The 26,687-nt window shown below is 70.3% G+C and carries 26 protein-coding genes and 1 pseudogene; 12 read left to right on the top strand and 15 right to left on the bottom strand.

The genetic code is table 11. The features are described 5' to 3' along the window. A pseudogene (locus ABT006_RS25470) lies at positions 1–254 on the top strand (hypothetical protein); the annotation flags it as partial. 488 nt (positions 255–742) lie between these two features. On the opposite strand, the gene ABT006_RS25465 reads toward ABT006_RS25470, so the two are convergent. The 5 genes from ABT006_RS25465 to ABT006_RS25445 all read right to left on the bottom strand — a co-directional run bounded on the left by ABT006_RS25465 (position 743) and on the right by ABT006_RS25445 (position 6,660). Next, positions 743–2,776 carry an amylo-alpha-1,6-glucosidase gene (locus ABT006_RS25465; RefSeq protein WP_350710300.1) on the bottom strand — a complete coding sequence of 678 codons (2,034 nt, stop codon included), beginning with the start codon at positions 2,774–2,776 and terminating at the stop codon, positions 743–745. Next, positions 2,773–3,144, bottom strand: coding sequence for an SCP2 sterol-binding domain-containing protein (locus tag ABT006_RS25460; RefSeq protein ID WP_350710386.1), 372 nt, complete (start codon positions 3,142–3,144; stop codon positions 2,773–2,775). The genes ABT006_RS25465 and ABT006_RS25460 overlap by 4 nt, the downstream gene beginning before the upstream one ends. Before the next feature lie 139 nt (positions 3,145–3,283). After that, on the bottom strand, positions 3,284–4,672 hold the full coding sequence (locus ABT006_RS25455) for an MFS transporter (RefSeq protein WP_350710298.1): 1,389 nt from the start codon (positions 4,670–4,672) through the stop codon (positions 3,284–3,286). Between the two features lie 165 nt (positions 4,673–4,837). Beyond that, positions 4,838–5,443 (bottom strand): response regulator transcription factor, encoded by a 606-nt coding sequence (locus ABT006_RS25450; protein ID WP_350710296.1) that lies wholly within the window; start codon positions 5,441–5,443, stop codon positions 4,838–4,840. Next, positions 5,440–6,660: a sensor histidine kinase gene (locus ABT006_RS25445; protein WP_350710294.1), complete on the bottom strand. Its 1,221-nt coding sequence runs from the start codon at positions 6,658–6,660 to the stop codon at positions 5,440–5,442. Before ABT006_RS25445 ends, ABT006_RS25450 begins: the two co-directional genes overlap by 4 nt. 114 nt (positions 6,661–6,774) lie before the next feature. Here ABT006_RS25445 and ABT006_RS25440 point away from each other — a divergent pair, with 114 nt between their 5' ends. The 4 genes from ABT006_RS25440 (at position 6,775) to ABT006_RS25425 (ending at position 9,410) form a co-directional block, all read left to right on the top strand. Continuing rightward, on the top strand, positions 6,775–7,785 hold the full coding sequence (locus ABT006_RS25440) for an ABC transporter ATP-binding protein (RefSeq protein WP_350710292.1): 1,011 nt from the start codon (positions 6,775–6,777) through the stop codon (positions 7,783–7,785). Beyond that, a complete protein-coding gene (locus tag ABT006_RS25435; RefSeq protein WP_350710291.1) occupies positions 7,782–8,501 on the top strand; it encodes a hypothetical protein in 720 nt (239 codons plus the stop codon). Before ABT006_RS25440 ends, ABT006_RS25435 begins: the two co-directional genes overlap by 4 nt. A 19-nt stretch (positions 8,502–8,520) precedes the next feature. Beyond that, the gene (locus tag ABT006_RS25430) at positions 8,521–8,751 is read left to right on the top strand and encodes a hypothetical protein (protein ID WP_350710289.1); all 231 of its coding nucleotides are present in this window, start codon (positions 8,521–8,523) and stop codon (positions 8,749–8,751) included. A gap of 86 nt (positions 8,752–8,837) precedes the next feature. Then, positions 8,838–9,410 carry a DUF6892 domain-containing protein gene (locus ABT006_RS25425; RefSeq protein ID WP_350710288.1) on the top strand — a complete coding sequence of 191 codons (573 nt, stop codon included), beginning with the start codon at positions 8,838–8,840 and terminating at the stop codon, positions 9,408–9,410. Between the two features lie 549 nt (positions 9,411–9,959). Here the strand turns inward: ABT006_RS25425 and ABT006_RS25420 are convergent. From ABT006_RS25420 to ABT006_RS25375, 10 genes are read right to left on the bottom strand one after another with little or no spacing between them, the layout of a single operon-like run. Further along, complete coding sequence (locus ABT006_RS25420) at positions 9,960–10,970, bottom strand: LLM class flavin-dependent oxidoreductase (RefSeq protein ID WP_350710286.1); 1,011 nt, start codon at positions 10,968–10,970, stop codon at positions 9,960–9,962. Next, entirely contained in the window at positions 10,967–11,293 is a 327-nt protein-coding gene (locus ABT006_RS25415) for a TIGR04076 family protein (protein WP_350710284.1), read from the bottom strand. Before ABT006_RS25415 ends, ABT006_RS25420 begins: the two co-directional genes overlap by 4 nt. Next, positions 11,290–11,667, bottom strand: a complete 378-nt coding sequence (locus tag ABT006_RS25410; RefSeq protein WP_350710283.1) for a nuclear transport factor 2 family protein — start codon at positions 11,665–11,667, stop codon at positions 11,290–11,292. The genes ABT006_RS25415 and ABT006_RS25410 overlap by 4 nt, the downstream gene beginning before the upstream one ends. Before the next feature lie 46 nt (positions 11,668–11,713). Beyond that, a complete protein-coding gene (locus ABT006_RS25405) occupies positions 11,714–13,360 on the bottom strand; it encodes a DUF885 domain-containing protein (RefSeq protein ID WP_350710281.1) in 1,647 nt (548 codons plus the stop codon). Beyond that, entirely contained in the window at positions 13,357–14,595 is a 1,239-nt protein-coding gene (locus ABT006_RS25400; RefSeq protein ID WP_350710279.1) for an amidohydrolase family protein, read from the bottom strand. The genes ABT006_RS25405 and ABT006_RS25400 overlap by 4 nt, the downstream gene beginning before the upstream one ends. A gap of 10 nt (positions 14,596–14,605) precedes the next feature. Beyond that, positions 14,606–15,589, bottom strand: a complete 984-nt coding sequence (locus ABT006_RS25395) for an ABC transporter ATP-binding protein (protein WP_350710278.1) — start codon at positions 15,587–15,589, stop codon at positions 14,606–14,608. Further along, the gene (locus tag ABT006_RS25390; protein WP_350710277.1) at positions 15,586–16,563 is read right to left on the bottom strand and encodes an ABC transporter ATP-binding protein; all 978 of its coding nucleotides are present in this window, start codon (positions 16,561–16,563) and stop codon (positions 15,586–15,588) included. The genes ABT006_RS25395 and ABT006_RS25390 overlap by 4 nt, the downstream gene beginning before the upstream one ends. Before the next feature lie 2 nt (positions 16,564–16,565). Next, positions 16,566–17,483 carry an ABC transporter permease gene (locus tag ABT006_RS25385; protein ID WP_350710275.1) on the bottom strand — a complete coding sequence of 306 codons (918 nt, stop codon included), beginning with the start codon at positions 17,481–17,483 and terminating at the stop codon, positions 16,566–16,568. Further along, positions 17,480–18,568, bottom strand: coding sequence for an ABC transporter permease (locus tag ABT006_RS25380; RefSeq protein WP_350710273.1), 1,089 nt, complete (start codon positions 18,566–18,568; stop codon positions 17,480–17,482). Before ABT006_RS25380 ends, ABT006_RS25385 begins: the two co-directional genes overlap by 4 nt. Positions 18,569–18,575: 7 nt before the next feature. Beyond that, positions 18,576–20,183 (bottom strand): ABC transporter substrate-binding protein, encoded by a 1,608-nt coding sequence (locus ABT006_RS25375; protein WP_350710272.1) that lies wholly within the window; start codon positions 20,181–20,183, stop codon positions 18,576–18,578. Positions 20,184–20,482: 299 nt separating this feature from the next. On the opposite strand from ABT006_RS25375, the gene ABT006_RS25370 reads away from it, so the two are divergent. The 7 genes from ABT006_RS25370 to msrA all read left to right on the top strand — a co-directional run bounded on the left by ABT006_RS25370 (position 20,483) and on the right by msrA (position 26,671). Further along, positions 20,483–21,019: a helix-turn-helix domain-containing protein gene (locus ABT006_RS25370; RefSeq protein ID WP_350710270.1), complete on the top strand. Its 537-nt coding sequence runs from the start codon at positions 20,483–20,485 to the stop codon at positions 21,017–21,019. Positions 21,020–21,092: 73 nt separating this feature from the next. Further along, on the top strand, positions 21,093–22,013 hold the full coding sequence (locus ABT006_RS25365; RefSeq protein WP_350710268.1) for a dihydrodipicolinate synthase family protein: 921 nt from the start codon (positions 21,093–21,095) through the stop codon (positions 22,011–22,013). Further along, a complete protein-coding gene (locus ABT006_RS25360) occupies positions 22,010–23,197 on the top strand; it encodes an NAD(P)/FAD-dependent oxidoreductase (protein WP_350710267.1) in 1,188 nt (395 codons plus the stop codon). Before ABT006_RS25365 ends, ABT006_RS25360 begins: the two co-directional genes overlap by 4 nt. A 43-nt stretch (positions 23,198–23,240) precedes the next feature. Continuing rightward, positions 23,241–23,501, top strand: a complete 261-nt coding sequence (locus ABT006_RS25355; RefSeq protein WP_350710265.1) for a (2Fe-2S)-binding protein — start codon at positions 23,241–23,243, stop codon at positions 23,499–23,501. After that, a complete protein-coding gene (locus tag ABT006_RS25350) occupies positions 23,498–24,964 on the top strand; it encodes an FAD/NAD(P)-dependent oxidoreductase (RefSeq protein ID WP_350710263.1) in 1,467 nt (488 codons plus the stop codon). The genes ABT006_RS25355 and ABT006_RS25350 overlap by 4 nt, the downstream gene beginning before the upstream one ends. A 727-nt stretch (positions 24,965–25,691) precedes the next feature. Beyond that, the gene (gene msrB / locus ABT006_RS25345; RefSeq protein WP_350710261.1) at positions 25,692–26,156 is read left to right on the top strand and encodes a peptide-methionine (R)-S-oxide reductase MsrB; all 465 of its coding nucleotides are present in this window, start codon (positions 25,692–25,694) and stop codon (positions 26,154–26,156) included. After that, positions 26,153–26,671 carry a peptide-methionine (S)-S-oxide reductase MsrA gene (gene msrA, locus ABT006_RS25340; RefSeq protein ID WP_350710260.1) on the top strand — a complete coding sequence of 173 codons (519 nt, stop codon included), beginning with the start codon at positions 26,153–26,155 and terminating at the stop codon, positions 26,669–26,671. Before msrB ends, msrA begins: the two co-directional genes overlap by 4 nt. Positions 26,672–26,687 lie beyond the last annotated feature (16 nt).

The following is a 26,687-nucleotide window of genomic DNA, read 5'->3' as shown; positions in this document are numbered from 1 at the left end:
TGGGAGTCGATGCGAACGGGAACCTCTGGTACTACCCGCACAGCGGAGCCGGCCTCGCCAACCCGGTCAGGATCGGACACGGCTGGGCGACCTTCAAGCACGTGATGGCTGCGGACTGGAGCGGTGACGGTGCCGCCGACGTCCTAGGAGTCGATGCGAACGGGAACCTCTGGTACTACCCGCACAGCGGAGCCGGCCTCGCCAACCCGGTCAGGATCGGACACGGCTGGGCGACCTTCATACACGTCATGTGACGTAACCACTCACCAGGGCGGGTCGGCCCAGGCACCAGACACGGTGCCCCGGCCGACCCGCCGACAAGGCACCTCTCGGCTATTCCCTAACAACTCCTAGCCACCAGACCCGTTCTCGCGTAGCGCTTTCCGGCGATGAGGCAGCACCCATGGCCGTCACGTCCCGGGGAGTGGTGTAGGAGGCTGACCTGCTACGGCGTGCCGCCGAGATAGAGGCGGGTCATCGCGTGAGTCTCTGTGTGAACGACCAAGCACACGCAATCGTGACGGCTGCGATCGTGGCCCGCGACAAGTCTCCAGATCAAGCATCCGCGCACATCGTCGCCGCGCTGATCGGGATCGGCAGGGCCTGCCTGGTCTAGCAGGGCGGGCGCGAGCACCGCGGCCTGTGGTGGATCGCCGCCGGCGTCCTCGCCCTCGGCGCAAGTTCGTCGCCACCTCCAGCAGCGAGCACACGCAAAGACGAATTTGGGCGGTTGCCAGTCTATTCACGATGGTTGTCCGCCCGCCGAGACGTCGGCGCGGCCCCACCGCCCACGAACGCCACACAGGGTGATTCGGCCGATCCGATCGGGAATCACCGGATCGGTCGCCAGACGGCCGGCGTGCGGCTCCATGCCGAGCATCGTCCGGAGCAACAGCATGGGTGTGCCCGTCGACCACGCCTGCGGACTACATGCGGTGGGGTACTGGACGGGGTATCTGGTCAACTCTCGTTCGTAGCCGGCGAATGCTTCTGGTAGGCGCCCCCTGAAGTACTGCGCCGCATCGATGATCGCTTCCGCGATTCGCCCGGCCTGTTCGGCGAAGCCGTAGCGCCGGAGCCCCCATGCGGTGATCGAGTTGTCGAATGGCCAGACCGTGCCGACGTGATAGCCGACCGGGTTGTATCGTCCCTCACCCTTCGCCAGTGTCCGTACGCCCCAACCGGAGAAGAGTTCCGGTCCGGTCAGGTGGGCGGCGATCGCGCCGGCGCGGGACTCCTCGACGATGCCGCTCCACAGCAGGTGGCCGATGTTCGAGGAGAGCGCGTCCACCGTCCGGCCGTCGGTGTCGAGGGCCAACGCATAGAATTCACGGTCCGCCACCCAGTAGTCGCGGTTGAACCGGCGTTTGAGATCCGCCGCCTGTGCTTCGAGCGCGTCGGCGTACGCCGGATCGTTCCAGAACTCCCGGGCCAGTCGGGCGCCGCGCATCTTTGCGTCGTACGCGTAGCCCTGCAGTTCGCAGGTTGCCCGGGGCAGCCCCGGCAACGTCCCGTCGTGGTAGGAGATGGAGTCCCAGGAATCCTTCCAACACTGGTTGTCCAGCCCGGTCTGTTCATTCCGACGCTGGTACCACAGGTACCCGTTGCCCATGATGTCGCCGTACTCGTCGATCCAGCCCAGCGCGGCCCGCGCAACCGGCTCGAGGTGCCGCACCAAGGCGACGTCGCCGGTCCAGCGCTCGTACTCGTCGAGCAGCACCACGAACAGGGGAGTGGCGTCAGCGGCCCCGAAGTACGGCGAGTGTGGCTGCTCTGCGAATGCGACCGTCTCCCCGTACCGCACCTCGTGCAAGATCTTGCCGGGCTCCTCCTCGAGAAAGTCGTCCAGCCTGCTGCCCTGCAAAGCTCCTAGCACCTGCAGCGTCGTGGCGGCGAGGCCCGGCACGAACGGCAGCGCCTGCAGAGACACGAAGATGCTGTCGCGACCGAAGATGCTCATGAACCATGGCAGCCCGGCCGCCGGAACACTCTCCCCGCCAGCGATCAGCGGCATGAATCGTAGCGCGGCAAGATCGACCAGCCCGCGCTGATATGCCGTCGCCAGCGACTTGTTGTCGCACTCGAGCCGTGGTGCGCGACGCAGCCACGCCTCGAGGTCATGGCGCATTTGTGGCCTCGTCCGACCGGGCCGGCCCTGAAGAGCCATGCGAATGTCCCGCCCGTCCGGTCCCACGGTTTCGACGCGTATCTCGGCGGCCCACTGACCGTGGGGTTCGAGCCGGACGGTGAAGGTCAAGCCCCGCTCGTCAACATGGGCGGGCGGGTCACTGGTGATGACGCTCTCGCGGCGGAACGTCCCTCGCTGATAGCCGAGACGCAGACAGCCGTTCTCGATCCGGGTGTAGTAGCTCCCCTTCTTCCGCCGTACGTCCTTGATCTCGAACAGGTCGGCGAAGTCGCTGCTGGCATCCACGCGGATGCACACGTGGACCGGCTCCCGCTCATGATTGAGGACGGTCAGTCGCTCGTGCATGCTGCCGATGATCGAACGTTGGCGGATCACGGACAACTCGGGTTCGATAAGGGGCGACGGGACGACGGGGACCAGGAAGTAACGCGTCTCGTAGTACTCCAGGTCATCAACGGTCAGTGCCTGCAGCCGTTCGCCGTTGACGCTCAACTGCCAAGTCGACAGGAATCGTGTGTCGAACGAGAAGAGACCAGTCGGAAACGTGGGCGACGCTACGATGTCGCCGTTGGAATCGCTCACCACGAATGTGCCGCCGTCCAGAATTCTGACGAGATCCGCGCTCATGGCCGGTGTTCCCGACCGCCGACCTGCGGATGGCGTGCCCAAGGCGGACCGGGGAAAATGCGTTCAAAGCGGGCCAGCAACATCAGATCACCCTCAACCACGACCTCGTTCCGCAGCCATGCCCGCCGCATGCGTTCACGGCCGGTCACCATCCTGTCGAACAGCGCGTGGTCGGTGCGAACGACGCAGTCGGCCCCGCGTTCCTCCCGCGACACCCGGACCTCCCCGTTCCTGATCTCCACGAACCAGTGGTTCGTCCGGTGATCCAGGCTAAGGCTAAACAGGATCGTGCCCTCCGTTCCCTCCAACAGGGGTTCATGCGCACGCCTGCGTACCGCCTCGAAGAATTCGCCGGTCGGATCCCGAATGGGTCCTCACCCCCTATGTGCCACGCCACCCCTTACCCGGAAGCAGACCCCTCGACGGCGTTACATCCCTGGGTTACCCACAAGAGGTGGACCGACACGTGCGGAGCCCTTGGCGATGGCGATCAAGGAGTCACGAGATTCATGGCGTCGAACTACCGCCGAGTACTCGGGGTGCTGGTGATCGAATTGCACGGTTCCGGTAGGCCAGCAGGCCGCCGACGGTCGTGGCAGCGCCGGCTATCACCATCATGATCACCATCGGGGCGATGGATCCGTTGGTCGCGCTGGTGAGAGAAAGCGCGGGAATTGGCAAAAGTGCGCCGCCGATGAGTACGGCGATGGTGATGCTGGCCGCTACACCGATGTAACGCAATTTGACCGGAAACAGGTCTGCCGTCAGTGCTGGCGCTATCCCGCTGAAGATCCCGTACGGGACGGCTCCGACCATCATCGCCGCCAGCAGTGCCGGCAAGGACGATGCGCCGACCAGCCAGTACGATGGCGCCGCCCAGAAGATCAGCCAAACGCCGGAAATGATTATTGCCCGTTCCCTGCCCCACCGGTCCCCGTAATGGGCGCTCGCGATGGCAACGATGACTATGACGGTCGCGGTCGGCATCAGTCCGAGTTGTACCCAGGAGACGGGCAGAGTTGGTACGTAGACTTTGACGTAGGCAAGTAGGCTCGTCAGGTACGCATAGGCGAAGGTGGCCGGGCCAATCCCCATCAAGATCCCAATCGCGGCGGGCCTGGGCACTTCCCTGAGGAGCCTTCGGATCTGGCCGGCGCCGGCGGCTCGTCTGACGTTTGGGCCCTTCGCCGCGGCGACGAACTCCGGCGTCTCCGCCAGGCGGGCACGGAACAGTAGGCCGACGATCACCAGCAGGGCGCTGAACAAGAAGGGAATTCGCCATCCCCACACGTCGAATACCGCCGGGCCCACGGCAGCGTTGACCACCACCAGTGTCACCGCGACGATCAGGATCCCCAACGGGAAGCCAATTTGTGGGAACGACCCATATAAAGTCCGCCGATGCGGCGGCGCATGCTCGACGGCAACCACCACCGCTCCCGGATATTCGCCACCGACGGCCATCCCTTGCACCAGTCGGAGTGCGACCAAGAGAAGGGGCGCGGTTATGCCGATGGTCGAGTACGTCGGAATCAGCCCGATGCCGACGGTCGCCACACCCATCATGGCAAGAGACCCGAGAAGGGCAGGGCGCCTGCCGACGCGGTCACCGATGCGGGCGAATAGTGCAGCACCCAGTGGCCGTATGAAGAAGGCGACAGCATGACTGGAGAAGGCGGCCAGGGTGCCGAGCCATGGGTGGAAACCGGGAAAGAAGAGAGGACCAAAAACCGTTGCCGCAATGAACGCGTAAAGCAGGAAGTCATAAATTTCAACCGCAGTGCCGATCATCGCAACTAACGCGACCTGTCGCGGCGTCAGGAAGGTCTTCGGCATAAGACCTCCAGAGGCGGTTACTTCCTGCAGCGAACCTCGATGAACATCGCGGCTTCCCATTTCTGCCGAAGGTAAACATCGACGTTCATGCTGCCCTGTTCGTACGAAGCCTGCTGGCACGTCCAACAGGCCGACCGGATCGAGACAGCTACAGAGATTGGATGGTCAGGGTTAGGGGCGAGGCCGGTGCGGCGTACCCGCGCAACCGCGGCGTCAAGGGGCCGGTCACACCCAGCCGTTCTCCCAGGCGATGTCCGCTGCGGCGTGGCGTGAGGGGGCGTCGAGCTTGGTCATCGCGGTGGAGAGGTAGTTGCGAACGGTCCCTTCTGCGAGGTGCAGGGTGCGGGCGATGTGCTGGATGGGTGCGTTCTGCCGGGTCATGCGGAGCACGTCGAGTTCGCGCGGGGTGAGGGGGCAACGGTCGGCGGCGAGGGCGGTGGCGGCGATGTCGGGATCGACGTAGCGGCGTCCGGCCGCGATGTCTCGGATCACGGTGGCGAGGGCGGAGACGGGCGTGGACTTGGGGACGAAGCCGGCGATGCCGGAGGCGAGCGCCCGTTTGAGCACCCCGGGTCTTGCGTGGCGAGTGACCAGCACAGCCTTCGCCCGCGGGTGTGCGCCGAGGATGCGCTCGGCGGTATAGATGCCATCGGTAGGCGGCATCTCCAAGTCCAGGAGCACGACGTCGGGATCGTGTGCTGCGGCGAGGGCCATGGCGTCGTCGCCGTTGTCTGCTTGGGCGATGACGGTGATGTCGTCTTCGAGGTCGAGGAGGGCGACGACGGCGGTGCGGATCAGTTCTTCGTCATCAGCGATGAGCACGCGGATCATGTGGCACCGGCTGTCTGCGGGAGGACGCCGCGGATCGTGAACCAGCCGTCGTCGGTGGTAACGGTGAGGGCGCCGCCTGCCGTCCGGTACTGCTCGGTGAGCGTCGCGATGCCGGACCCGTCCGAGCCGCGTGGTCGTTCGGGAACACCGTCGTTGCCGATGCTCAGCTCGATGCGGTCCGTGTCATCGGTGTTGAGCGTGATTGTGACGTGGCGGGCGGTGCTGTGGCGGATGATGTTGGTCGTCGCCTCTCGCAGCAGCGAGCCGAGCTGATGGTCGAGCGCGGCAGGCGGGTCGGCGGCGAGGTCCGTGGTGACATGGATGCCCGCGGCATCGAGGACGGCAGCGGCGTTCTCGGCTTCGACGGCGAACGAGACGGCACGGTAGCCCTTGACGAGTCGGCGGGTGTCTTCGAGGGCTTCGCGGGCCAGCGCCTGGGTCTCTCGGATCAAAGACGCAGCGGCGTCAGGGGCGCTGGCCAGGACTCGTTCGGCAAGCTCGGATTTCAGCGCGATGACTTGCAGGTGATGGCCTTGGATGTTGTGGAGGTCGGAGGCGAACCGCAACCGCTCCTGGGTTCGGGCCAGCTCCGCGCGTTCGGACTTGGCCGCGTCGAGGCTGATGACGACCTGCCAGAGCCACATCTGGAACACGCTCGCCAGCGGCAGCATGATCACGAGCGCGGGGAACAGCATCGACAGCGGCGTGTCGCTGACCGCCCACATTTCGCCGATCCTGGTTCCGGTGACCGCGGCGAGGCCAACGCGGGCCAATGCGAGCGCCAGGGCGGCGGCGCCGAGCCACCACCAGCGGCACCGGGCAGGGAGGTCGACGGCGATCAGGCTTGCGGCCATCCACGGGATCAGTGCCCACTCGATGCTCAGGACGGGCGTCACCGAGGTGGCTACCCACGGGACGACCGCCAGGACGACGAGGACGATCCGCGCCCGCGCGCTGGTGACATCCTGGCCGAGCCCGGAGCGCAGCAGGCTGACGAAGACGATGCTGGCGGTCAGCGAGGCCGCGCCGACGATCAGAACGGCGATATGTCTGGTCTGCCACGCGTCGGGTGAAGCGAGAGACCAGGCAGGTGGGGCGTAGGCGGCGACGATCAGTGCCAGCATCGAGACCCACGTCCACTGCCAGGTGCCGCGGATGCCGCCACCGCCATCAGGCACGGGAAGACCGCTGTCGCGTGGTGGTGCAGGCAGTCCCATGCTCGTCAACAGTAACGCCATGACTTTTGTCATGAGCCCTTCATGAGAATGCCCCGGCGGGCTGGTGGACGGTCGCACTACAGGCGACGACGGTCCGGCTCCGACGATGGAAGCATGCCGAAACGACACTTCTCCGGTTCCCCCGCGACGGCGGAGAATGCCCCGATCGCTGCGATCGGGCTGCGATGCTCCTACGGGGGTTTCGAGGCTGTCAGAGGCGTGGACCTGTCAATCGGGCAGGGCGAGTTTTTCGCGTTGCTGGGCACCAACGGGGCTGGCAAGACGACCACGATGGAGACCCTGGAAGGACACCGGCCCGCTATCGCAGGCACCGTGCGGGTGCTGGGCCTCGACCCTCACCGACAGCGGCGCGCGCTGCGACCGCGGCTGGGGATGATGCTCCAAGAGTCCGGGTTCGCCGGTGAGCTGACCGTTGAGGAGACGATCCGGCTCTGGCTGCGGTTGTCGTCCTCCGAACAGGCATCGCCCGCGCACCGTGCCCGCACCATCCGGGACGCGCTGGAAAATCTGGAGCTGACCAGCCGCGCGCAGACGCGGGTGCAGCAGCTCTCCGGCGGGCAGCGTCGCCGTCTGGACCTGATCCTCGCCACCGTGAACCGGCCCGAGGTGCTGTTCCTCGATGAGCCGACGACAGGTCTTGATCCCGAGTCGCGGGAGCGGACCTGGGACGTCGTGCAGCGGCTCCACGGGGGCGGCACGACGATCCTTCTGACCACGCACTACCTCGAAGAAGCCGAGGCGATGGCCGACCGTATCGCCATCATGCACCACGGCCGCGTCGCCGTCTCCGGCACCATCGCCGACGTGCTCACCGCCCAGCCTGCGCAAGTCCGGTTCCAACTCCCCGAGGAGGTACCGGGCATTGAGCCACTGACGACGGCGTTGCAGCTCGGGGATGCGGAGGCGGTCGCGGTGGACGCCCAGGGCATCTGCACGCTGAGCACCAACGACATCGAGGACGCCCTGTTCCGACTGCTGAGCTGGTCACGCACCACCGGGCATCGGCTGCGCCGGCTGTCGGCGACCGAGGCATCGCTGGCCGAAGTGTTCCGCACCGTCAGCGCGCTCCGTGACGAAACCGAATCTCAGGAGGCCGCCGCGTGAGCACACCCCGTTTTGCCGTCATCGCGCTCAGCGAACTGCGGCTGATCGCGCGCAACAGGACCGTCCTGATCGGAGCGACGATCTTCCCCCTTGCTCTGGGCGGCTACCTCATCTACTCCCGCCAGGACGTGGGCCGGAGCTGGCCCGAGCTCGTGCTGCTTCAGGTCGTGTTCTTCGCCCTGTTCACGCTCTACCTCACGATCACCACGACCCTCGCCACACGCCGAAACGACTTGTTCCTCAAGCGCCTGCGCTCCGGGGAGAGCAGCGACGCCGCGATCCTGCTCGGCCTGGTCGTCCCCGTCGTGGTCCTGCTCGCGGTGCAGCTCGGCATCGTCTTGGCCGCGATGTTCATTGCCGGCGCATCCGCCCCCGAACGCCCGTGGCCGCTCGCCGTCGGCATCGTCGGTTTCGTTGCCGCGAGCGCCGCGGTCGGCATTCTCACCGGCAACATCACCCCATCTGCCGCATCAGCGCAGGTCACCAGCTTGCCGTTCCTCGCATTCGGCGCCGGGTCCGCGATCTGGGCGATGCTCGCCCACGAGTGGTACATCGCGCTCCTGCCCGGCGGGGCGCTCACCGTCCTTGTCCACGCCGCTTACGAGGCGAGCACGACCCCGGAACAGCTCGCCCTCGCCGCCGGGTCACTCGCGGCATGGACCATCGCCCCCGCGCTGATCGCCTACAAGACCTTTCGCTGGGAACCCCGCCGCTAACCAACCCCGAAGGAGCAGCATGTCCAAGTTCTTCCTCGACCTCCTGAATCCCCTCATCGCCCCAACGCCGGCACGCGAGGCACGCGTCGGCATCGTCGTCTTCTTGCTTGCGGTCGCCCTCGTCATCTGGCGCGTCGACCAGCTCTGGCTGCAAATCCTCATCCCCGCCGCCGTCGGCGTCCTCTACCTCATCCGCATCGTCATCTCCGCACGACGCCAAAGCGACGCCCGGAGAACTCCGACTCGGTGAGATGACCTGCACGAAGTGACCTGAACGACCGTGGCAGGGCTCCCCGATCTCCTAAGCCAAGCCGGTAACAAGATACGGTCGGGATCATGACCCTCATCTTCGCCGATCTCGGCCTGCACCTGGGCGTCCTGGACGCCCTGCTGGACGACGCGATCGCTGCCGACGACCTCAAGGCGCTCATCGAGTCGACCGGCCCCGATGGCCCGGAGGACGGCTACCCAGGTCCAGGCCCGCGCCTGGAGGCGTCACTAGAGCTGTTACATGCCGTCGCGGTGCCGTCGGCCGAGGCTGCAGCGATCACCCACTTGCAGTTCGACGGCGGCAGCGACATCTACATGCTGATCGAGCAGACCCTGGACATCGACACCGGCGGCGAGTCCGACGACTACAACGTGACGTCGCTGGAGGGCATTCACGCACTGTCCAGCCTGCGGTCCCTCGACCTGGACGGCCACGGCTACCGTCGAGGGCCGTTGGAGCTGACCCCGCTTTCCGGCCACCCGGCCCTGTCGGAACTGGTACTGACCGGGAAATGCACGGGAGCGGCGGCGCTGGAGTCGCTGCCTGCGCTACACACCCTCGACGTCTCGCTGGCACACCTCGACGACCCCGATGTCCTGACCCGCTTGGAGGCCCGCGGAACGACGGTCCACCGTTGACCGTGCCACAGCAGAGGCCGTTGCCCCACAGAGGCCGGGAGTCCTGGGTGGGAGATCAGGTTGGTGCCCGACGCCCACTGCCTCGGCGCGACCGACGCGCCCCCAACCGCATACATCTGCGGCTGTCGGCTCCGCCTGAAAACTGACCCCGTGGTTCCGGGTGGGTCACTACAACCTGGTCACCTCCGTGGTCGACGGCGGCACGGCGAGCGGCGGCAGCATCGTCCAGGTAGTCCCCAGACCCTGAGCGTCGGGGCTCGCGTCCCCATCTGCGTCAGGCAACCGACCGGCCTGGGGATTGGATGACTCGGATTGGACGGTCGCACGCGGTGCGCGCGGAGGCCGATCTGAGCGCGCAGCTCAGCGTCCAGCTTGGGTCCACCGGACCCGGCGCGGGCCGCCCTGCACCACCGTCACCACCTCGTCTCGACACACCACCCGATCCCGCGAATCGGTGCCGGTGTCGACGAGGCAATGCACCACCTCGTCCTCGGGCAGCAGCTCTGCCTCGCGGGGGCGGGCCGGTCGATGCCCACCCCCGCCACGGCGTCACCCCCGCAGCAGCGGCAGCACCCGGCGGCCGAGCAGGTCGACACCGCCCGCCGGGGTCAGACCGTGCGGGGTGCCGAACTCCACCCGGGTGGCCCCGGCATCGAACACCGCCGCAGCCTGCGCCGCGACGTGTTCCGGGGTGCCGGAGAAGGCGAACAGGTCGAGCAGGTCCCCGCTGATCAGCGCGCCGGCGAGGTCGTGTTCCTGGCGGGCGACGTGCTGCTGGATCCGCGACAGCAGCTCCGGATCGATGTCGACGTTCGGGTCGAGGGCGGCGACCACGGCGAGGTACATGGCCACCTCCGTACGGGCCACCCGACGGGCCAGCGCGCCGTCCTCGTCCACCACGGTCACGGCGCCGAGCACCACGCCGACCTGGTCACCGGCCCGACCGGCGGGCGCGGCGTCGTCCAGCCAGGCCCGCATCGTCTTGGCCATCGCCGGGTTGGCCGAACCGCCAACCTTGATCTCCGAGGCGAACGCGGCGGCCGTCCGGGCGGTCTGCTGACCCCACGTCCCCACCAGGACGGGCACGTCGGCGCGGACCGGGGCGTAGCGCAGGGCGGTACCGGGCGCCACGGTGAACTCCCGGCCCTGGAAGCCCCCGTCGTCGCGGGACAACAGCAGCCGGACCACGTCGACGGTTTCGGTGATCCGCCGCAGCGGCCGGGCCTGCGGCACCGCGATCTGATCCAGCCAGGTCCCCCGGGCCAGCCCGAGGTAGGCCCGCCCGTTCGACGCCAGGTCCAGCGCCGCGACCTGCCCGGCGATCTCCACCGGGTGCATGGTGAACGGGTTGAGGCAGGCCGACCCGAGCCGGATCCGTCGGGTGTGCCGCGCGGCCACCAGCAGCGGGAAGAACGGCGGCTGGTACATCAGGTCACCGAAGACCGACAGCACGTCGAAGCCGTGCCCCTCGGCGAGCTCGGCCAGCGCGGCGTACTCGTCGGCGCTCTTGTCGGACTGGAGTCCGATGCCGACCAGCCGGCGTCCTTCGTCGGTGCTCACGTGAGTTCTCCAGTCGGGATCTGTCGCCGGGCGGTCCGCTCGATCCGCAGGATGACCCGCTCGTCCGGATCCGGGCAGGCCACGTGGCAGTCCTGGGCCAGCCAGTCCTCCGGCGGCAACGGACGTTGCTTGGCCGGCAGCAGCGGCAGGCACGCCGCGAGGGCGTAGAGGCAGAAGTGCCGGCCGGCGGGGATGGTGAGCCGGCTCGACTCGGTCAGGTCGATGTGGTCGCCCGGCTGGAGGCCGCAGACGGAGCGGCCCTCGATCCGTTCCACCACGACCCGCAGGTCGTACAGGTCGGTGACCGGTTCCTCGGCGCTCATCGGAGGGCCTCAGCGTGGTGGTGCACGATCCGCCAGCCCCGCTCGTCGCGGCGCAGCACGTCCGTCACCCGGAAACAGTCGTCCGGCTGCCCGGTCGCGTACCGGGCCCGCAGGACGTAGCGGACCAGGCCCGTGTCCTCCCACGCCTCGGCCCGGAACTGTTCGGGGGCGACCGAGGTCGGGGGCGCGGCAGGTCCCCGGTCCGCCGCCCGGCGGTCCCGCAGGTCGTCCAGGGCGGCCAGGCCGTCCAGCAGGTCGGGTGCGCCGGACTCCCAGATCGTCAGTTCGGGGTGCAGCCGGGCGTCGAACGCCGCCCGGTCGCCCAACGACCGGTACATGTCGGTGATGGCGGCGGTGAGATCGTCAACGGTCATCGGGGCTCGCTTCCGGTCGGGGCGGACGGGGGTGTCGGGGGGTGGATCAGGAGAGCTCGGCGAGGCGGGCGCGCAGCGGATCGAGCCCCATCGGCCCGAGCCGCAGGGCCCGCTGGTGGAACCGCTTGCGGTCGAACCCGGCGCCCTCGCGCCGTTCGACCTCCCGGCGGGCCTGCTGCCAGAGCCGCGCCCCGGCCTTGAAGGCCAACGCCTGTGCCGGCCAGCCGAGGTACCGGTCGACCTCGAACCGCGCGGTCGCCGGGTCCAGCCCGGCGACGCGGACCAGGAAGTCCACGGCCAGCTCGGGGGTCCACCGGCGCGCGTCGGTGAAGCCGGTCCCGGCCGGGATCGGCACGTCCAGGTGCAGGCCGAGGTCGATGACCACCCGGGCGGCGCGCCACATCTGCCCGTCGAGCATCCCGAGCCGTTCGGCGGGACCGGCGTAGAGGCCGAGCTCGTCGGCGAGGCGTTCGGCGTAGTGCGCCCAGCCCTCGGCGTACCCGTGTACCTGGCACAGCGACCGCTGCCACGGGTGCAGGTCGACGGTGGTGAGGGTGATCGCGTGCTGGAGGTGGTGCCCGGGCAGCCCCTCGTGGCACAGCGTCCCGACGTGCCGCCACACCGGCACCGTCGACTCGCCGGGGGGCGTCGACCACCAGATCCCGCCCGGGCGCGTCAACCCGGCGTCGGGCGGGGTGTAGTACATGACCCCGGAGGCGGCGGGGCTGATCCGGCACACCACCCGGCGGGTGGCGGCCGGGATGTCGAAGTGCGGGCCGTCCAGGGCGTCGGTGAGCCGCTCGGTGCGCCCCCGCAACCACTCCTCCAGCTCGGGCCCGACCGGCACCCGGCCGGCGGGGTCAGCGTCCAGCCCGGCCCGTGCGCCCGCCACGTCCGGGTACCCGAGCTCGGCGGCGACCGCGCGCTGCTCGGCGGCGGTCCGGGCCAGCTCCTCCCAGCCGTACGCGTACAGCTCGTCCAGGTCGACGGTCGCGCCGAGGAAGCTGCGCGCGGTGACGGCGTACAGGTCGCGGCCGACGCCGTCGACGTCGGTGGCCCGTGGCGCCAGCTCGGTACGCAGGAACGCGGCGAAGTCCGCCGTCGCGGCGGCGGCCGAGCGGGCGCCGGCGGCCAGCTCCCCGGCCAGCGGCCCGTCCGGACACCCGGCCACCAGCCGGCCGTAGAAGTCGTCGGAGGTGACCCAGGCGGTGCACTGGTCGGCGACCGCCAGCACCTGCCGGCGGGCGACCAGGTGCCCCCGCCGGGCCGACCAGCGCAGCGTCTCGGCGTACTGGCCGAGGGCCGTGGGCACCCGGCGCAGGTGCGCGGCGACGACGGCCCAGTCCTGCGCGGTGTTGCGGGGCAGGTTGTCGAAGACCTGCCGGACCAGGTGTACCGGCGTCGCCAGCGGGGCGAGCAGCCGGGTGGTGAAGCCCGCGTCGTAGAGATCGACCTCGCTGGCCAGCCGGTCGCGCAGCGCGCCGGCGAGGGCCCGCTGCGCGGTGCCGTCGACGCCGGCGCCGGCCGCCGCCGTGGCGGTGCCACGGGCCAGCTCCGCGCGGGCGGTGAAGCCGTCGGGGGAGAGGTCCGCGAAGCGCGATCCGGGGGCACGACCCGCCGCCTCGGCGGCCTCCGGGTCCAGCCTGGCCAGCGCGTCGAGGTACCGGTCGGCGACCTCGACGATGCTCGTCACCGGCCGACTCCGAGGCGGCCGTGGTCGTCCCGGTAGCCGACACCGCCCTTGAGCACCGTGTGCAGGGTGCGCAGCGCGGACACCGAGCGGGTGGGGTCGTCGCGCAGGACCAGCAGGTCGGCGTGCTTGCCCACCTCGACGCTGCCGAGCGTGTCGGCCTGGCCCAGCCACTGCGCGGGGCGGATGGTGGCGGACTTCAGGGCGTCGGCGACGGGCATCCCGGCGTCCACCATGAACTCCAGCTCACGCACGGTCGCGGTCGTCTCGTCGTAGCCGGCGTGCGGCGGCATGTCGCTGCCCAGCGCGATCGGCACCCCGTTGCGGATGGCGTGCTGGAGGCTCTCCCAGTGCCGGGGCCCGGCGCCCAGGGCGCGGTCCATCAGCCAGCCCGGCACGCCGGCGTCGCGGAAGAACTGCTCGCAGCGGCTGACCACGATGGTCGGGACGTACCAGACGCCCCGCTCGGCCATCAGCCGGGTCACCTCGTCGGTCAGCTCGTAGCCGTGCTCGACGCAGTCCAGCCCGAGTTCCACGGCACGGCGCACCGACTCGGCGGGCCCGGCGTGCGCGGTGACCTTGCGGCCCCAGTCGTGCGCCACCCGGATCACCGCCCCCAGCTCGTCGTCGAGCAGTTGGGGGGTGTCGATCGACTCGAACTCGCCGGCGATCCCACCGGAGATGCACACCTTGATCAGGTCGGCGCCGGCCCGGATCTGCTGCCGGGTGAGCCGGCGGAACCCGTCGGCCCCGTCGGCCTCCAGCGCGTCGGCCTCCCAGCCGTGCCCCCCGGTGCAGCAGAGGGCGTGCCCGGCGGTGAAGATCCGCGGGCCGTCCACCGCGCCGCGTTCGATCCCCTTGTGCAGGGCGAAGTCGGCGTACCGGCTCTCGCCGACGAGCCGGGCGGTGGTGACGCCGGAGTGCAGGGTCCGGCGGGCCGAGTCGGCCATCAGCAGCACCAGCTCGGCGAGGTTCGACCGGTGCACCTCGTCGCCGAAGTGCCCGGGCAGGCCGAGCGAGAGGTGGACGTGCATGTTGGTCAGGCCGGGCATGACGTGGTCGCCGTGCAGGTCGACCACCCGGGCGTCGCCCGCCTCGGTGAGGACGTCGTCGACCGGCCCGACCGCGCGGATCGTGCCGTCGGCGCCGATCCAGATGCCGCTGTCGCGCTGGACGTCATCCCGGACACCGTCGTAGAGCGCGAGGTTGACCAGGACCTGTTCGGTGGGGATGTGCATGCGGTGTCCTCTACGCGGCGGGCACGGTGGTCTGCGCCACCGTGGGGTCGTTGAGCCAGCAGGCGGCGCTGCGGCCGCCGAGGTCGAGCGTGGGCGGCTGCTCGCCGCACGGCCCGAAGGCGTGCGGGCAACGCGGCCGGAAGCGGCACCCGACCGGCGCGTGTGCCGGGTCGGGCACCTCCCCGGCGAGCGTCCTGGGCAGCTGCGGGGAGAGTGCGATCTGCGGCACCGCGTCGATCAACGCCCGGCTGTACGGGTGCCGGGGCGAGGACCACAACTGACGGGTGGGCGCGGTCTCGACGATCCGGCCCAGGTACATCACCGCCGTGACGTCGGCGATCTCGTGCACCAGGGACAGGTCGTGCGAGATGAACAGCATGCCCATGTCCAGGTCCCGGACCAGCCCGACGAGCAGGTTGACCACCTGCGCCTGCGACGACGCGTCCAGCGCGGTGACCGGCTCGTCCGCGATGATCATCCGGGGTTCCGGCGCCAGCGCCCGGGCGATAGCGAGCCGCTGCCGCTGGCCGCCGGAGAACTGGTGCGGGTACCGCTCTGCGGCCCCGGCCGGCATGCCGACCCGGTCCAGCAGGTCGGCGACCCTCGCCCGGCGGGCGGCGCCGGTCACCGTGTCCGGCACCCCGTCGAGGAGTTGGGCGCCGATGGTGCGCCGGGGGTTCAGCGACGCGTACGGATTCTGGAAGACCATCTGGAGCCCGACCTCCGGCACCGGTCGGCGCCGCCAGCCGAGCGGGGTGATCGGGCGGCCGGCGAACCGGATCGTCCCGGCGCTCGGCGCGGCCAGCCCGACCGCCACCCGGGCCAGCGACGACTTGCCGCAGCCGGACTCGCCGACCAGGCCGACGATCTGGCCGGGCGCCACCTCCAGGCTCACCCCGGCCACGGCCCGGACCGGCCCCCGGCCGCGCGGCTTGTACTCCACCTCGACGTCGCTGATCTCGAGCAGGTTGCCCGACCCGACCGGCTCGTTCATGCCGCCACCTCCAGGTGCGGACGGACCACGCAGGCCACCGACCGGTCGGTGCCGGCGGGGGACAGCGGGGGAGGCGCGGTGCCGCAGGACGGCTCGGCGTACCCGCACCGGGGTTGGAACGGACATCCGGGCGGCGCCTGCCCCGGCGTCGGCGGCCCGCCCGGGATGGGACGCAGCGTGCCGACGGCCTGGGTGCCGTGCGGGCGGGCGCCGAGCAGCGCGGCCGTGTACGGGTGGCGCGGCGCGGTGAGCAGCGCTCCGGTGGGGCCGGTCTCCACCACCCGCCCGGCGTAGAAGACGTACCCGCGGGTGGTGAGCGCGCTGAGCACCCCGAGGTCGTGGGTGATGAAGGCGACGGCCAGCCCGGTCTCGGCGCGCAACTGGTCCAGCAGCGCGAGGATGCCGGCCTGCACCGTCACGTCGAGCGCGGTGGTCGGCTCGTCGGCGATGAGCAGCCGGGGGCGGGCGGCGAGGGCGATCGCGATGGCCGCACGCTGCCGCATGCCGCCGGAGAACTGGTGCGGGTACGCCCGCACCGCCCGCTGCGGGTCGGGGATGCGGACCTGGTCGAGCAGTTCCACCGCCCGCCGGTCCGCCGCCCGCCGGTCCAGGCCCAGGTGGACCTGCATGTGTTCGGTCAGTTGCCGGCCCACCGTGAGCATCGGGTGCAGCGCCGCGGTGGGGTCCTGGAAGACCATCGCGATGCCGGCGCCGCGCACCTTCTGCCAGCGCCTGCTGTCCAGGCTGAGCAGTTCGGTCCCGTCGAACCGGGCCGACCCGGTGACCTTGGCACCGGCGGGCAGCAGCCCGAGCAGGGTCTGCGCGGTGAGGCTCTTGCCGCACCCGCTTTCCCCCGCGATGCCGACCATCTCGCCCTCACCGACGGTGAACGACACGTCGTGCAGGATCGGCAGCGGCCCCGTGGGGCCGGGCAGGGTGACGGCCAGGGAGTCGACTTCGAGCAACGGTCGCATTCTCAACGTCCCTTCGCGTAGCGGGGGTCGATCCGGTCGCGCAGCGCGTCGCCGAGCACGTTGAAGGCCATCACCACGGTGAGGATGGCCAGGCCGGGGAACACACTGACCCACCACATGGAGAGGTCCTGCGAGCCGAGCGCCACCATCGAGCCCCACTCGGCCGCCGGCGGGCGGGGGCCGAGGCCGAGGAAGGACAGCGCGGACAGCAGCAGCACGGCGTTGCCGAGCTCCAGGGTGGCCAGCACGATCGCCGGCCCCACGCTGTTGGGCAGGACGTCGCGGCGTAGCGCGCGGACCGGCCCGATGCCGAGCAGCCGGGCGGCGCTGAGGTAGTCCTCGCCGCGCATGGTCAGCACGGCGCTGCGGATGACCCGGGCGTAGACGGGCCAGGAGACGATGACCAGCGCGAGGACGGCGTTGCGGGTACTGGGTCCGAACGCGGCGGTCACCGCCATCGCCAGGATGATCTGCGGGAACGCGAAGACCAGGTCCGTCAGGCGCATCAGCGCCTCGTCGACGAACCGTCCCACGTAGCCGGCGACCAGGCCGAGCAGACCGCCGATCAGCAGGGCGAGCGAGACGATGGCGAGCGCGAGCGGGATCGACAGGCGGGAGCCGTGGATCACCCGGCTGAACACGTCCCGGCCGAGGGAGTCGGTGCCGAACCAGTGCGTGCCCGACGGCGGGGCGTATGCGTCCGGGCTCTGTGCCAACGGGTCGTACGGCGCGACGACCGGGGCGAACAGCGCCATCAGCAGCCACCCGCCGAGGATGACCAGGGCCGCCACGGCGATCGGCTGCCGCCAGATCGGCCGCCCGGTCGAGCGACCGCGCAGCCGGCCCAGGAACCGGCGCCGGGCCAGCGCGTCGGTCGCCTTCGGGTCGGGCGCTACGGGGTCGGGTGCGAGTGTGGTCATGACAGCCGGATCCTCGGGTCGATGAGCCCGTACAGCAGGTCGACGGCGAGGTTGACCAGCGTGTAGACCAGCGCCACGAACAGGCTGACGCCGAGGATCGCGGGCAGGTCCAGCGCCGTCGCGCTGCGGTACGCGTACTGGCCGAGGCCCGGCCAGCCGAAGATGTTCTCCACCAGCACCGTGCCGGAGAGCAGCGAGGCGAAGGCCAGACCGGAGACGGTGATCACCGGGACCAGCCCGGCCCGCAACAGGTGCCGGCGGAACACCACCCGGGCGGGCAGGCCCTTGGCGTACGCGGCCCGGATGTAGTCCTGCTGGAGCACCTCCAGCATGGACGAGCGGACGAACCGGACCAGCATCGCCACGGTCAGGCTGGTCAGCACGAGCACCGGCAGGACCAGGTGCTGGGCGGCGTCCCAGGCGACGTCCCACTGACCGGCGAGGGCGGCGTCGACGGTGTACATCCCGGTCACCGTCGGCGGCGGGCTGAAGTCGGTGGAGAGCCGGCCGCCGCTGGGTGCCAGGCCGAGCTGGTAGAAGAACACGTAGAGCACGACGAGCGACAGCCAGAACGGCGGGGTGGACAGGCCGAGCAGCGCGCCGACGCGGATCAGCTGGTCGGTGATCCGGCCGTTGCGGACCGCGGCGAGCATGCCGATCCCGGTGCCGATCAGCAGCGCCAGCACCATGGTGGGGATGGCCAGTTCCATGGTCGCCGGCACGTACTGCAACAGGTCGTCGGCCACGGTACGGCCGGTCTGCTGGGAGATGCCGAGGTCGCCCGTCAGCAGGTTGCCCAGGTACTGGAAGTACTGCACGTACAGCGGCTGGTCCAGGCCCCACTTCTCGCGGAACGCGGCCACCGTCGCGGGGTCGTTGAGCGCCTGGTCGGAGAGGTTGGCCGTGACCGGGTCGCCGGGCACCACGGTGACCAGGCCGAACGTCACGATCGTGACGCCCAGCAGCAGGCCTGCCGTGATCGCCACCCGCTTGGCCAGGAACACCAGCAGCGACCGGTGCGGCCGAGGCCGGGACGCGGTCGTGGTGACCGCGCCCGGCTTGGCGTCGTCGACTGTCGTCGTCATGAGATGGTTACTCCCGGCCGACGGCGGCCAGGTCGACCTGCCAGCCCGCGGCGGTGTAGTCGGTGCCGGTCAGGTCGCTGCTCGCCACGACGGTGGAGGAGTTGTTGGCCAGGACGACGTACGGCGAGGCGGCGTTCATCGCCCGCTGCCACTCCTGCATGGCGGTGGCCCGGGCGGCCAGGTCGAGGGTCTCGGTGACCTTCTTGCCGGCGGCCACGACGGCCGGGTCGGCCCGCTCCACCGTCCAGCCCGAGCGCAGTGCGGTGGCCTGGCCGGGGGACATGTTGTTGATCAGCGAGTCGGCGACCGGGTAGTTGAGGCTCTGCGGGGTGAACCCGAGCGCCATCTTGCCCGTACGCATCTCGTCGAGGAACGTGGTGAGCGGCTGCGGGGTCAGCTCCAGCTTGATGCCGGCCTCGGCGGCGTCGCCCTGCACCTTGGTCGCCACCGTGCCCAGGTCGACGCCCTTGTACGTGATGGCCGGGTAGTTGAACTTGACGGTGGGGTTGGTCAGCCCCGCCTCGGCGAGCAACGCCTTGGCCTTCGCCACGTCACGCTTCGACTCCTCGCCGGCGGGCAGCGCGCCCGGGTAGGCCGGGGCCACCAGCCCGGCGCCGGGGGCGGCGCCCTTGCCGTACAGCCCGGCGATGCCCTGGTAGTCGATGGAGGCCCGCAGCGCCTGGTTGAACTTCGCGTTCGAGGTGACCCCGGAAACGGCCGGGTCGGCGTTGAGGAAGAGGAAGTAGACGGTGTCCTGCATGGCGGAGGTCTTCAGCGTGTCCGGCAGACCCTCCAGCAGCTTGCCGGAGATGTCCAGCGCGATCTCGGAGCCGCCGGCCCGCTGCATGGTCAGCTTCTGGGTCTGCACGTCCATGTTGCGCAGCACGACCCGGCCGAACGCTGGCTTGGTGCCCCAGTAGTTGGGGTTGGCCTCCAGCACCACCTGCGCCGACGGGTCGTACGACTTCAGCACGTACGGGCCGCTGCCGATGGAGTTCTTGTCGAGGTACTGCTGGGCGGTGTCGGTCTTCGCGGCGTCCGCGGCGTCCGTTGCGCCGTTCTCCTTGGCGACCTTGGAGTTGACCACGCCGGTCGAGGGCATCGCGAGGACCACGGGGATGTTCGGGTCGGCGGTCGCCGAGGTGACCACCACGGTCCGCTCGTCGGTCTTGGCGACCGTGAGGCCGCTGACCATGACCGCCGGGCTGGCCTTGACGTTCTTCAGCCGGTTGAGGGAGAAGACCACGTCGTCGGCGGTCAGCGGGCTGCCGTCGGAGAACTTCACCCCCTCGCGGAGCTTGAAGGTGAAGGTCTTCGCGTCGGCGGAGGCCTCGTACGACTCGGCCAGCGCCGGGACGGGCTTGCTGACGTCCGAGCCCTTGAAGGTCAGCAGGGTGTCGTAGAGGGAGTGCACGGCGGTGAGGCCGGTCGCCTCGTAGATCCGGCCGGGGTCGAGCGTCTTGAGGACGAACGAGGTGTTGACGGTGAGGGTCTTGGCCGAACCACCGTTACCGTTTCCTCCGCTGCCGCCCGCGGTGCACGCGGTGCTGGAGGCTATGACCAGCGCCGCCAGAGCGATTGCTCCGACGCGGAGCCGGCGAGGGGACACCGACATGCTGTTCCTACCTTCGTATGGGCCGGCCCGCGCGGGACGGGCTCTGGGGGTTGTCGCGCCGACGTCGCCGGTGACGCCGAGGTCGGGGGCCGGTGTCAACCGATGGCGGCTCGCGGGGCTTCGCCCGTAGACCGTCATGAGGTTGGATGTATCCGGACGGGACTCCTGTCTGGTTCGTGCCCCGACGTCGCTTGTCTAGTTACGCCAAACACGTTCGCCTTGTGTTTGACCATGCTAGACAGAGGCGTATAGTTGCGTCAAACATTTCTAGCCACACTGTTTGGAACGAGGAAAGACGCATGCTCGGTGACCAGCTCCGCGACCTGCGCCAGCAGCACTCCCTCACGCTGCGCCAGCTCGCGGCCGCGGCCGACGTCTCGCCCGCCCTACTCAGCCAGATCGAGAACGGCGCCACAGACCCCAGCCTGGCCACCCTGCGTAAGCTCGCCAAGGTCTTCGACACCTCCATCGCGGCGCTGTTCTCCGAGCCGGACGCGCCGCTGGTGCACATCAGCCGGCCCGGCTCGCGGACCCGACTCGCCGCTCCCCCCGGGCAGATCGCCTACGACCGGCTCACCCCAGGGCGGGGCGACCTGGAAGTGCTCGAAGCCGAACTGGCACCCGGCGACTCCAGCTCCAACGAGCCGTGGGCGCACCCCTCGACCGAGTGCGCGATCGCCGTCACCGGCGAGGTCGTCGCCGAGATCGGTGGCGAGAAGTACGTGCTCAGCACCGGCGAGGCGATCACCTTCGACTCCCGGCTGCCCCACCTCTACCGCAACGCCAGCGACCAGCGGGCCCGGCTCATCATCGCGGTCACCCCGCCCACCCCCTGACCCACCCGGCACGTCACCCGGCCCGCGTCGCGCACGCGGGCGGTACGACGCCGCCCGTCGAAAGGACCCCGCAGTGGACCGCGACAGCGTCGACTGGTTCGGCTACCTGCCGGCCGTCACCACCCCGTTCACCGCCACCGGCGAGCTGGACCTCGCCGCCTGGCGCGTCCAACTGGACTGGCTCGCCGCCGAGCGGCTGCACGGGATCATCGTCGGGGGCACCACGGGCGAGTGGTTTAGCCTCACCGAACAGGAACGCGCCGCGCTGTTCCGGACGGCCGCCGAACGGGTCGGCGACCGCCTCACGGTGCTCGGCGGCTGCAACGCGTACACGCCAGCGGAGGCGATCCGGCACGCCGAGGCCGCCCGGGACGCCGGCCTGCACGGCATCCTGCTCACCCCACCGCCGTACGTGGTGCCCACCCGGTCGGAGATCGTGGCCTTCTACCGGACCGTCTCCGAGGCGGTCGACCTGCCGCTCTGCGTCTACAACTGGCCCCGTGGCACCGGCGTCGACCTGGACGCCGACCTGCTGTCGGAGCTGAGCGGGCTGGACACCGTGGTGGCGGTCAAGAACTCCACCCCGGACTTCGGCGGATTCGTCCGCAGCCTCGTCGCCCTGCGCCACCGCGTGCGCTACTTCGGCATCCCCACCAACGAGGTCGGCATCGAGCTGATGACCACGATCGGTGGCGACGGGCTGATGGGTGCCGGCGCCGTGCTCGGCGCCGACCACCCCGACTTCTTCCGCGCCCTGCGCGCCGGGGACCTCGACCGGGCCCGGCTCCTCGGCGCCCGCGACCGGGTGATCATGGAAGACTGGTTCGGGCCGGACTACGGCGCCCGGTTCGGCAACGCCCAGGCGATCATGAAGTACGCGCTCACCCTGCGCGGCGTACCGGCCGGTCACGTCCGCGCGCCGCTGCTCCCGCTGACCCCCGCCGAACAGGACCGCGTCCGGGCCACCATGACCCAGCTCGACCTGCTCCCATGACTTCGTACGACACGGCGGTCATCGGCGGCGGTCTGCTCGGCTGCGCGACCGCCTGGCACCTGGCCCGCGCCGGCAACCGGGTCCTGCTCGTCGAGAAGGACCAGGTCAACCGGCACGCCTCCGGGCAGAACGCCGGCAGCCTGCACTTCCAGCTGGAGTTCCGGATGGTCGAGCACGGCGACGACGCGGCCCGCGCGGCGGCCCGCGCGCTCCCGCTGCACCTGGACGCCATGCGGGCCTGGGCCACCGTCGAGGACGAGCTCGGCGAGCGGTGCGGGGTGTCCCGCACCGGCGGGCTGATGCTCGCCGAGACCCCGGCGCAGATCGCCGTGCTGGACCGCAAGGCCGCCCTGGAACGCGAGTACGGCCTCGACGTCGCCGTGCTCTCCGGCCCGGAGCTGCGCCGGTTCGCGCCGTACCTGGCGGACACCGTGCTCGCCGCCGGTCACGTGCCCGGCGAGGGCAAGGCCAACCCCCGGCTGGTCACCCCGGCGCTGGCCCGGGCCGCCGGCCGGTACGGCGCCGTGCTGCGTACCGGCTGCCGGGTCACCGGGCTGCACCGGCGCGGCCGGCACTGGGAACTGCGCACCGGGCCCGGGCCCGGGGACACCGCCGGGGAGACCCACCTGGCCGACACGGTGGTGCTCGCCGGCGGGGTCTGGACCGCCGAGCTGGCCTCGATGGCCGACGTCCGGCTGCCGGTCTTCCCGGTCGGGTTGACGATGAGCGCCACCGCCCGCAGCCGGCCGTTCCTGCCGCACCTGATCCAGCACGTCGGCCGGCGACTGTCGATGAAGCAGACCGAGGACGGCAACGTGCTGATCGGTGGCGGATGGCCGGCCAAGCTGGTCAGCCGGGCCGGACAGGTCGACCTGGAGACCAACCCGGAGTTGCGGTACGAGTCGCTGGTCGGCAACGCCGACGCCGCTCGGGTGGTCCCGGCGGTGTTCGACCTGCCGGTGATCCGGACGTGGACGGGCATGACCACGCTCACCCCGGACCACCTGCCGTTGCTCGGCGCGGTCCCGCGCCGGCCCGGACTGTTCGTCGCCACCGGCGGCTCGGCCTTCACCCTCGGCCTCACCTACGCCCGGCTCCTCGCCGGCATGGTCGTGACCGGCGAGACCGACCGGTCGATCGAGGACTACTCACCCTCCCGCTTCGGAGCGCTGAACTTTGTCTGAACACCGCCCGTCGAACCCTCCGGGCACGCCGAGGCGCACCCCGATGGGCCGACCCGAGCCGGTCACCATCGAGGTGGACGGGCGGACCGTTCCCGCCCACCCGGGCGAGTCGCTGGCCACCGCGTTGCTCGCCGCCGGTGAGCGGTCCGTCGGCACCACGCGCGGCGGTGCCCGCCGGGCGCCCTACTGCAACATGGGGATCTGCTTCGAGTGCGTCGTGACGGTGAACGACGTGCCCTGCCAGCGTTCCTGCCTGATCCGGGTGCGGGCCGGCATGCGGGTCCGCACGGCGGTGCCCCGGTGAGCGCGCCCGACGTGGTGGTGGTCGGCGCCGGCCCAGCCGGGCTGGCCGCCGCCGCCACCCTCGGCCGGCACGGCGCCGCCGTCACCGTCGTCGACGAGCAGGAGCAGCCGGGCGGGCAGATCTACCGCCAACCGCCGGCCGGGTTCACCCCGCCGCCCGGATCGTCCTCCGCCGGTCGGGCGCTCCTGGCCGAGGCCACCGCCGCTCCCGGCGTCCGGTGGCTCGCCGACACCACGGTGTGGGGCGTCCTCGGCACCCGGGCCGGCCTCGACGGGTACGCCGGCGACCAGCCCCCGCCGGGCCGCTACCGGGTCGCCACGCACGGTCCGGCCGGGGTTCGCCTGCTCGAACCCCGGGCGGTGCTGATCACCGCCGGCGCGTACGACCTGCCGGTGCCGTTTCCGGGCTGGACCCTGCCGGGAGTGCTCACGGCGGGTGGTGTGCAGACGTTCGTCAAGGCACAGGGCCTGCTGCCGGGCGGCCGGTTCGTCCTCGCCGGGGGCCACCCGCTGCTGCTGGTCGTGGCCGCCCAACTGGTTCGGGCCGGCGCCCGGGTGGTCGAGGTCGCGCTGATCCAGCGCCGCCGCGACCTCCTTCCCGGACCGGCCGGGCTGGCCGCCGTGGCGGGTGCGGGAGGCAAGATCGCCGAGGGTGTCGACGCGCTGCGCGTCCTACACCGGGCGGGCGTGCCCGTCCGGTTCGGCACGGTGGTCCGCCGCGCCGCCGGCGACCCGGACCTGACCACGGTGACCCTCGCCGAGGTCGGCCCCACGGGGCTGCCGGTGCCCGGGACCGACCGGGACGTTCCCTGCGACGTGCTGGCGCTGGGGTACGGCTTCGTCCCCTCCGTCGAGCTGGCCCGGCAGGCCGGTTGCGCGGTGACCTGGGATTCCCCCGCAGGCGGCTGGGTGGTTCGGCACGACGAGTGGCTGCGGACCTCGGTGCCTCAGATCGCGGTGGCCGGCGAGCTGACCGGCGTCGCGGGTGCCGAGCAGGCGGAGGTCGAGGGCCGGCTCGCCGCCCTCGGCGTGCTGCGCGACCTGGGGCTGCTTGACGAGCACCGGGCCGTCACGCTGGCCCGCCCGATCCGCCGGGAACTGCGCCGCCGGCGACGCTTCGTCACGCAGGTGCTCGACCGGTTCGCGCCGGACCGGGCGGCCCTGGGCAGCCTGGTCACCGACGACACCGTGCTCTGCCGGTGCGAGGAGGTGCGGGCCGGCGACGTGCGCCGCGCGCTGCGGGCCAATCCGCACCTCGGCACCGCGAACGCCGTGAAGCTGGTGACCCGCGCCGGGATGGGCCTGTGCCAGGGGCGGTCCTGCCAGCCGGGCCTCTGCCAGCTCATCTCCACGCTGACCGGCCGGGGGCCGGAACAGGTCGGCGCGTTCACCGCTCAGGCGCCGGTCAAGCCCGTCCCGCTGCGCGCCCTCGCGGTCGGCGACGAATTACAGTCCCACAAGTAGTTGGCATCGACCGAGGCATCGTGATCGAGGTCTTCCGTCCGCCGGCGACGCAGATCGACGGTCGGCGTACATCCAGGGGCTGCTGAAGAACGCGCCGATCCTGGGCACCGGGTACCACTACCGCGGTAGCGACGGGACAGTGCTGGTCCGAGTCACCGGCGTCGAGCCTGGATGGGAGCAGGTGGCCGACTACGCGCTCGAGTGGGCGATGAGCCACGCGCGAACGTGACAGGGCTGACCAACCGCAGACAGCGGCATGTGGTCCATCCGGCGAGCGCCGTGCCCGCACTTGGGCGGGATGCCAGGTATGGCGGGTGCCTCACACTCAGGTATGGCGACGACTCCTTCGTGGCATCACGGTGCGTGACTTGGACCTTGTCCGCTTCGCCCAGGGCTCAACACCGCCCCTGCAAGACCCTCGGCTTCATGACACCATCCGAGAAGATCGCCGAGTTCCTGCGCACACCCTGGAACCCGCCGTGTCAAGCATCAGCCGGGATGGGACCGAGCGCTTCCTGTGATTGTGATCCGACCACTGATCTGCGGTACTCGTCCGCCACCTGAAGTGCGGAAGGTCCAGCGACCTAATAGGGCCTTGCAAGAGCCTGACCGTGGTCCGCTCACCAGCCCCGTGGTTAGTCGACTCTATGCGGGGTACGCACCGAAGCCGCGTGTGCAGGCCCGTTGAACCCGGCCGTTCTTGCCGACCTAATGGAGAGGAACAACGGTGTCACACGAGTACCGCAAAAGCCCCGAGGCAGTTTCTCGTCTGTCACCCGAGCAATACCGAGTTACTCAGGAAGCGGGGACGGAGCCAGCCTTCGACAACGCCTACTGGGACAACGAGGAGCCGGGGATCTACGTCGACGTCGTGTCCGGTGAACCTCTGTTCGCTTCCGTCAACAAGTACGACAGCGGCACCGGCTGGCCGACCTTCACCAGGCCGATCGAATCGGAGAACGTGGTCGAGGTCCGGGAGTCGAGCCACGCGATGTTCGGCACCGAGGTCCGGTCGGCGCACGGGGACAGCCACGTGGGCCACGTCTTCGACGACGGTCCGCCGGAAACTGGCGGACTGCGTTACTGCATGAACTCGGCGGCGCTTCGGTTCATCCCACGCGACGACCTTGAGCGCGAGGGCTACGACGAGTACCGCAGAATTTTCGAGCACCCGGACGGGGAGCGACGATGACCGAGACGACTGAGAAGGCGATTCTGGCCGGCGGCTGCTTCTGGGGCATGGAAGACCTCATCCGGAAGCACCCGGGCGTAGTCGACACCAGGGTCGGATACACCGGCGGAGACGTGCCGAACGCGACGTATCGGAACCATGGATCCCACGCCGAGGCGGTCGAGGTCGTCTTCGACCCCGCGAAACTGGCCTACCGAGAGCTTCTCGAGTTCTTCTTCCAGGCCCACGACCCGACAACGAAGAATCGCCAGGGCAACGACGTGGGAACCAGCTACCGGTCGGCCATCTTCTATTGCGACGAGCAGCAGCGAAAGGTCGCCGAAGAGACGATCGCTGACGTCGACGCCTCCGGCCTGTGGCCGGGCAGGGTGGTCACCGAGATCACCCCCGCTGGCCCCTTCTGGGAGGCCGAGCCGGAACACCAGGACTACCTGGAGCGAAATCCCGGCGGTTACACGTGCCACTACGTCCGGCCGAACTGGAAGCTTTCCCCTCGCAAGGAGAACGCGAGCTAACGCGCGGGTAGGTGTA

It is taken from the genome of Micromonospora sp. NPDC002717 (assembly GCF_040295705.1).
GTDB lineage: Bacteria > Actinomycetota > Actinomycetes > Mycobacteriales > Micromonosporaceae > Micromonospora.
This window is presented reverse-complemented; position numbering and strand designations above follow the sequence as displayed.

Bases quoted from the DNA above. Each gene is read 5' to 3' on its own strand.
- ABT006_RS25465 (WP_350710300.1), bottom strand. From the start codon at position 2,776: ATGAGCGCGGATCTCGTCAGAATTCTGGACGGCGGCACATTCGTGGTG.
- ABT006_RS25455 (WP_350710298.1), bottom strand. From the start codon at position 4,672: ATGGGAAGCCGCGATGTTCATCGAGGTTCGCTGCAGGAAGTAACCGCC.
- ABT006_RS25450 (WP_350710296.1), bottom strand. From the start codon at position 5,443: ATGATCCGCGTGCTCATCGCTGATGACGAAGAACTGATCCGCACCGCC.
- ABT006_RS25445 (WP_350710294.1), bottom strand. From the start codon at position 6,660: ATGGGACTGCCTGCACCACCACGCGACAGCGGTCTTCCCGTGCCTGAT.
- ABT006_RS25440 (WP_350710292.1), top strand. From the start codon at position 6,775: ATGCCGAAACGACACTTCTCCGGTTCCCCCGCGACGGCGGAGAATGCC.
- ABT006_RS25430 (WP_350710289.1), top strand. From the start codon at position 8,521: ATGTCCAAGTTCTTCCTCGACCTCCTGAATCCCCTCATCGCCCCAACG.
- ABT006_RS25425 (WP_350710288.1), top strand. From the start codon at position 8,838: ATGACCCTCATCTTCGCCGATCTCGGCCTGCACCTGGGCGTCCTGGAC.
- ABT006_RS25415 (WP_350710284.1), bottom strand. From the start codon at position 11,293: ATGAGCGCCGAGGAACCGGTCACCGACCTGTACGACCTGCGGGTCGTG.
- ABT006_RS25410 (WP_350710283.1), bottom strand. From the start codon at position 11,667: ATGACCGTTGACGATCTCACCGCCGCCATCACCGACATGTACCGGTCG.
- ABT006_RS25400 (WP_350710279.1), bottom strand. From the start codon at position 14,595: ATGCACATCCCCACCGAACAGGTCCTGGTCAACCTCGCGCTCTACGAC.
- ABT006_RS25395 (WP_350710278.1), bottom strand. From the start codon at position 15,589: ATGAACGAGCCGGTCGGGTCGGGCAACCTGCTCGAGATCAGCGACGTC.
- ABT006_RS25390 (WP_350710277.1), bottom strand. From the start codon at position 16,563: ATGCGACCGTTGCTCGAAGTCGACTCCCTGGCCGTCACCCTGCCCGGC.
- ABT006_RS25385 (WP_350710275.1), bottom strand. From the start codon at position 17,483: ATGACCACACTCGCACCCGACCCCGTAGCGCCCGACCCGAAGGCGACC.
- ABT006_RS25380 (WP_350710273.1), bottom strand. From the start codon at position 18,568: ATGACGACGACAGTCGACGACGCCAAGCCGGGCGCGGTCACCACGACC.
- ABT006_RS25375 (WP_350710272.1), bottom strand. From the start codon at position 20,183: ATGTCGGTGTCCCCTCGCCGGCTCCGCGTCGGAGCAATCGCTCTGGCG.
- ABT006_RS25370 (WP_350710270.1), top strand. From the start codon at position 20,483: ATGCTCGGTGACCAGCTCCGCGACCTGCGCCAGCAGCACTCCCTCACG.
- ABT006_RS25360 (WP_350710267.1), top strand. From the start codon at position 22,010: ATGACTTCGTACGACACGGCGGTCATCGGCGGCGGTCTGCTCGGCTGC.
- ABT006_RS25355 (WP_350710265.1), top strand. From the start codon at position 23,241: ATGGGCCGACCCGAGCCGGTCACCATCGAGGTGGACGGGCGGACCGTT.
- msrA (WP_350710260.1), top strand. From the start codon at position 26,153: ATGACCGAGACGACTGAGAAGGCGATTCTGGCCGGCGGCTGCTTCTGG.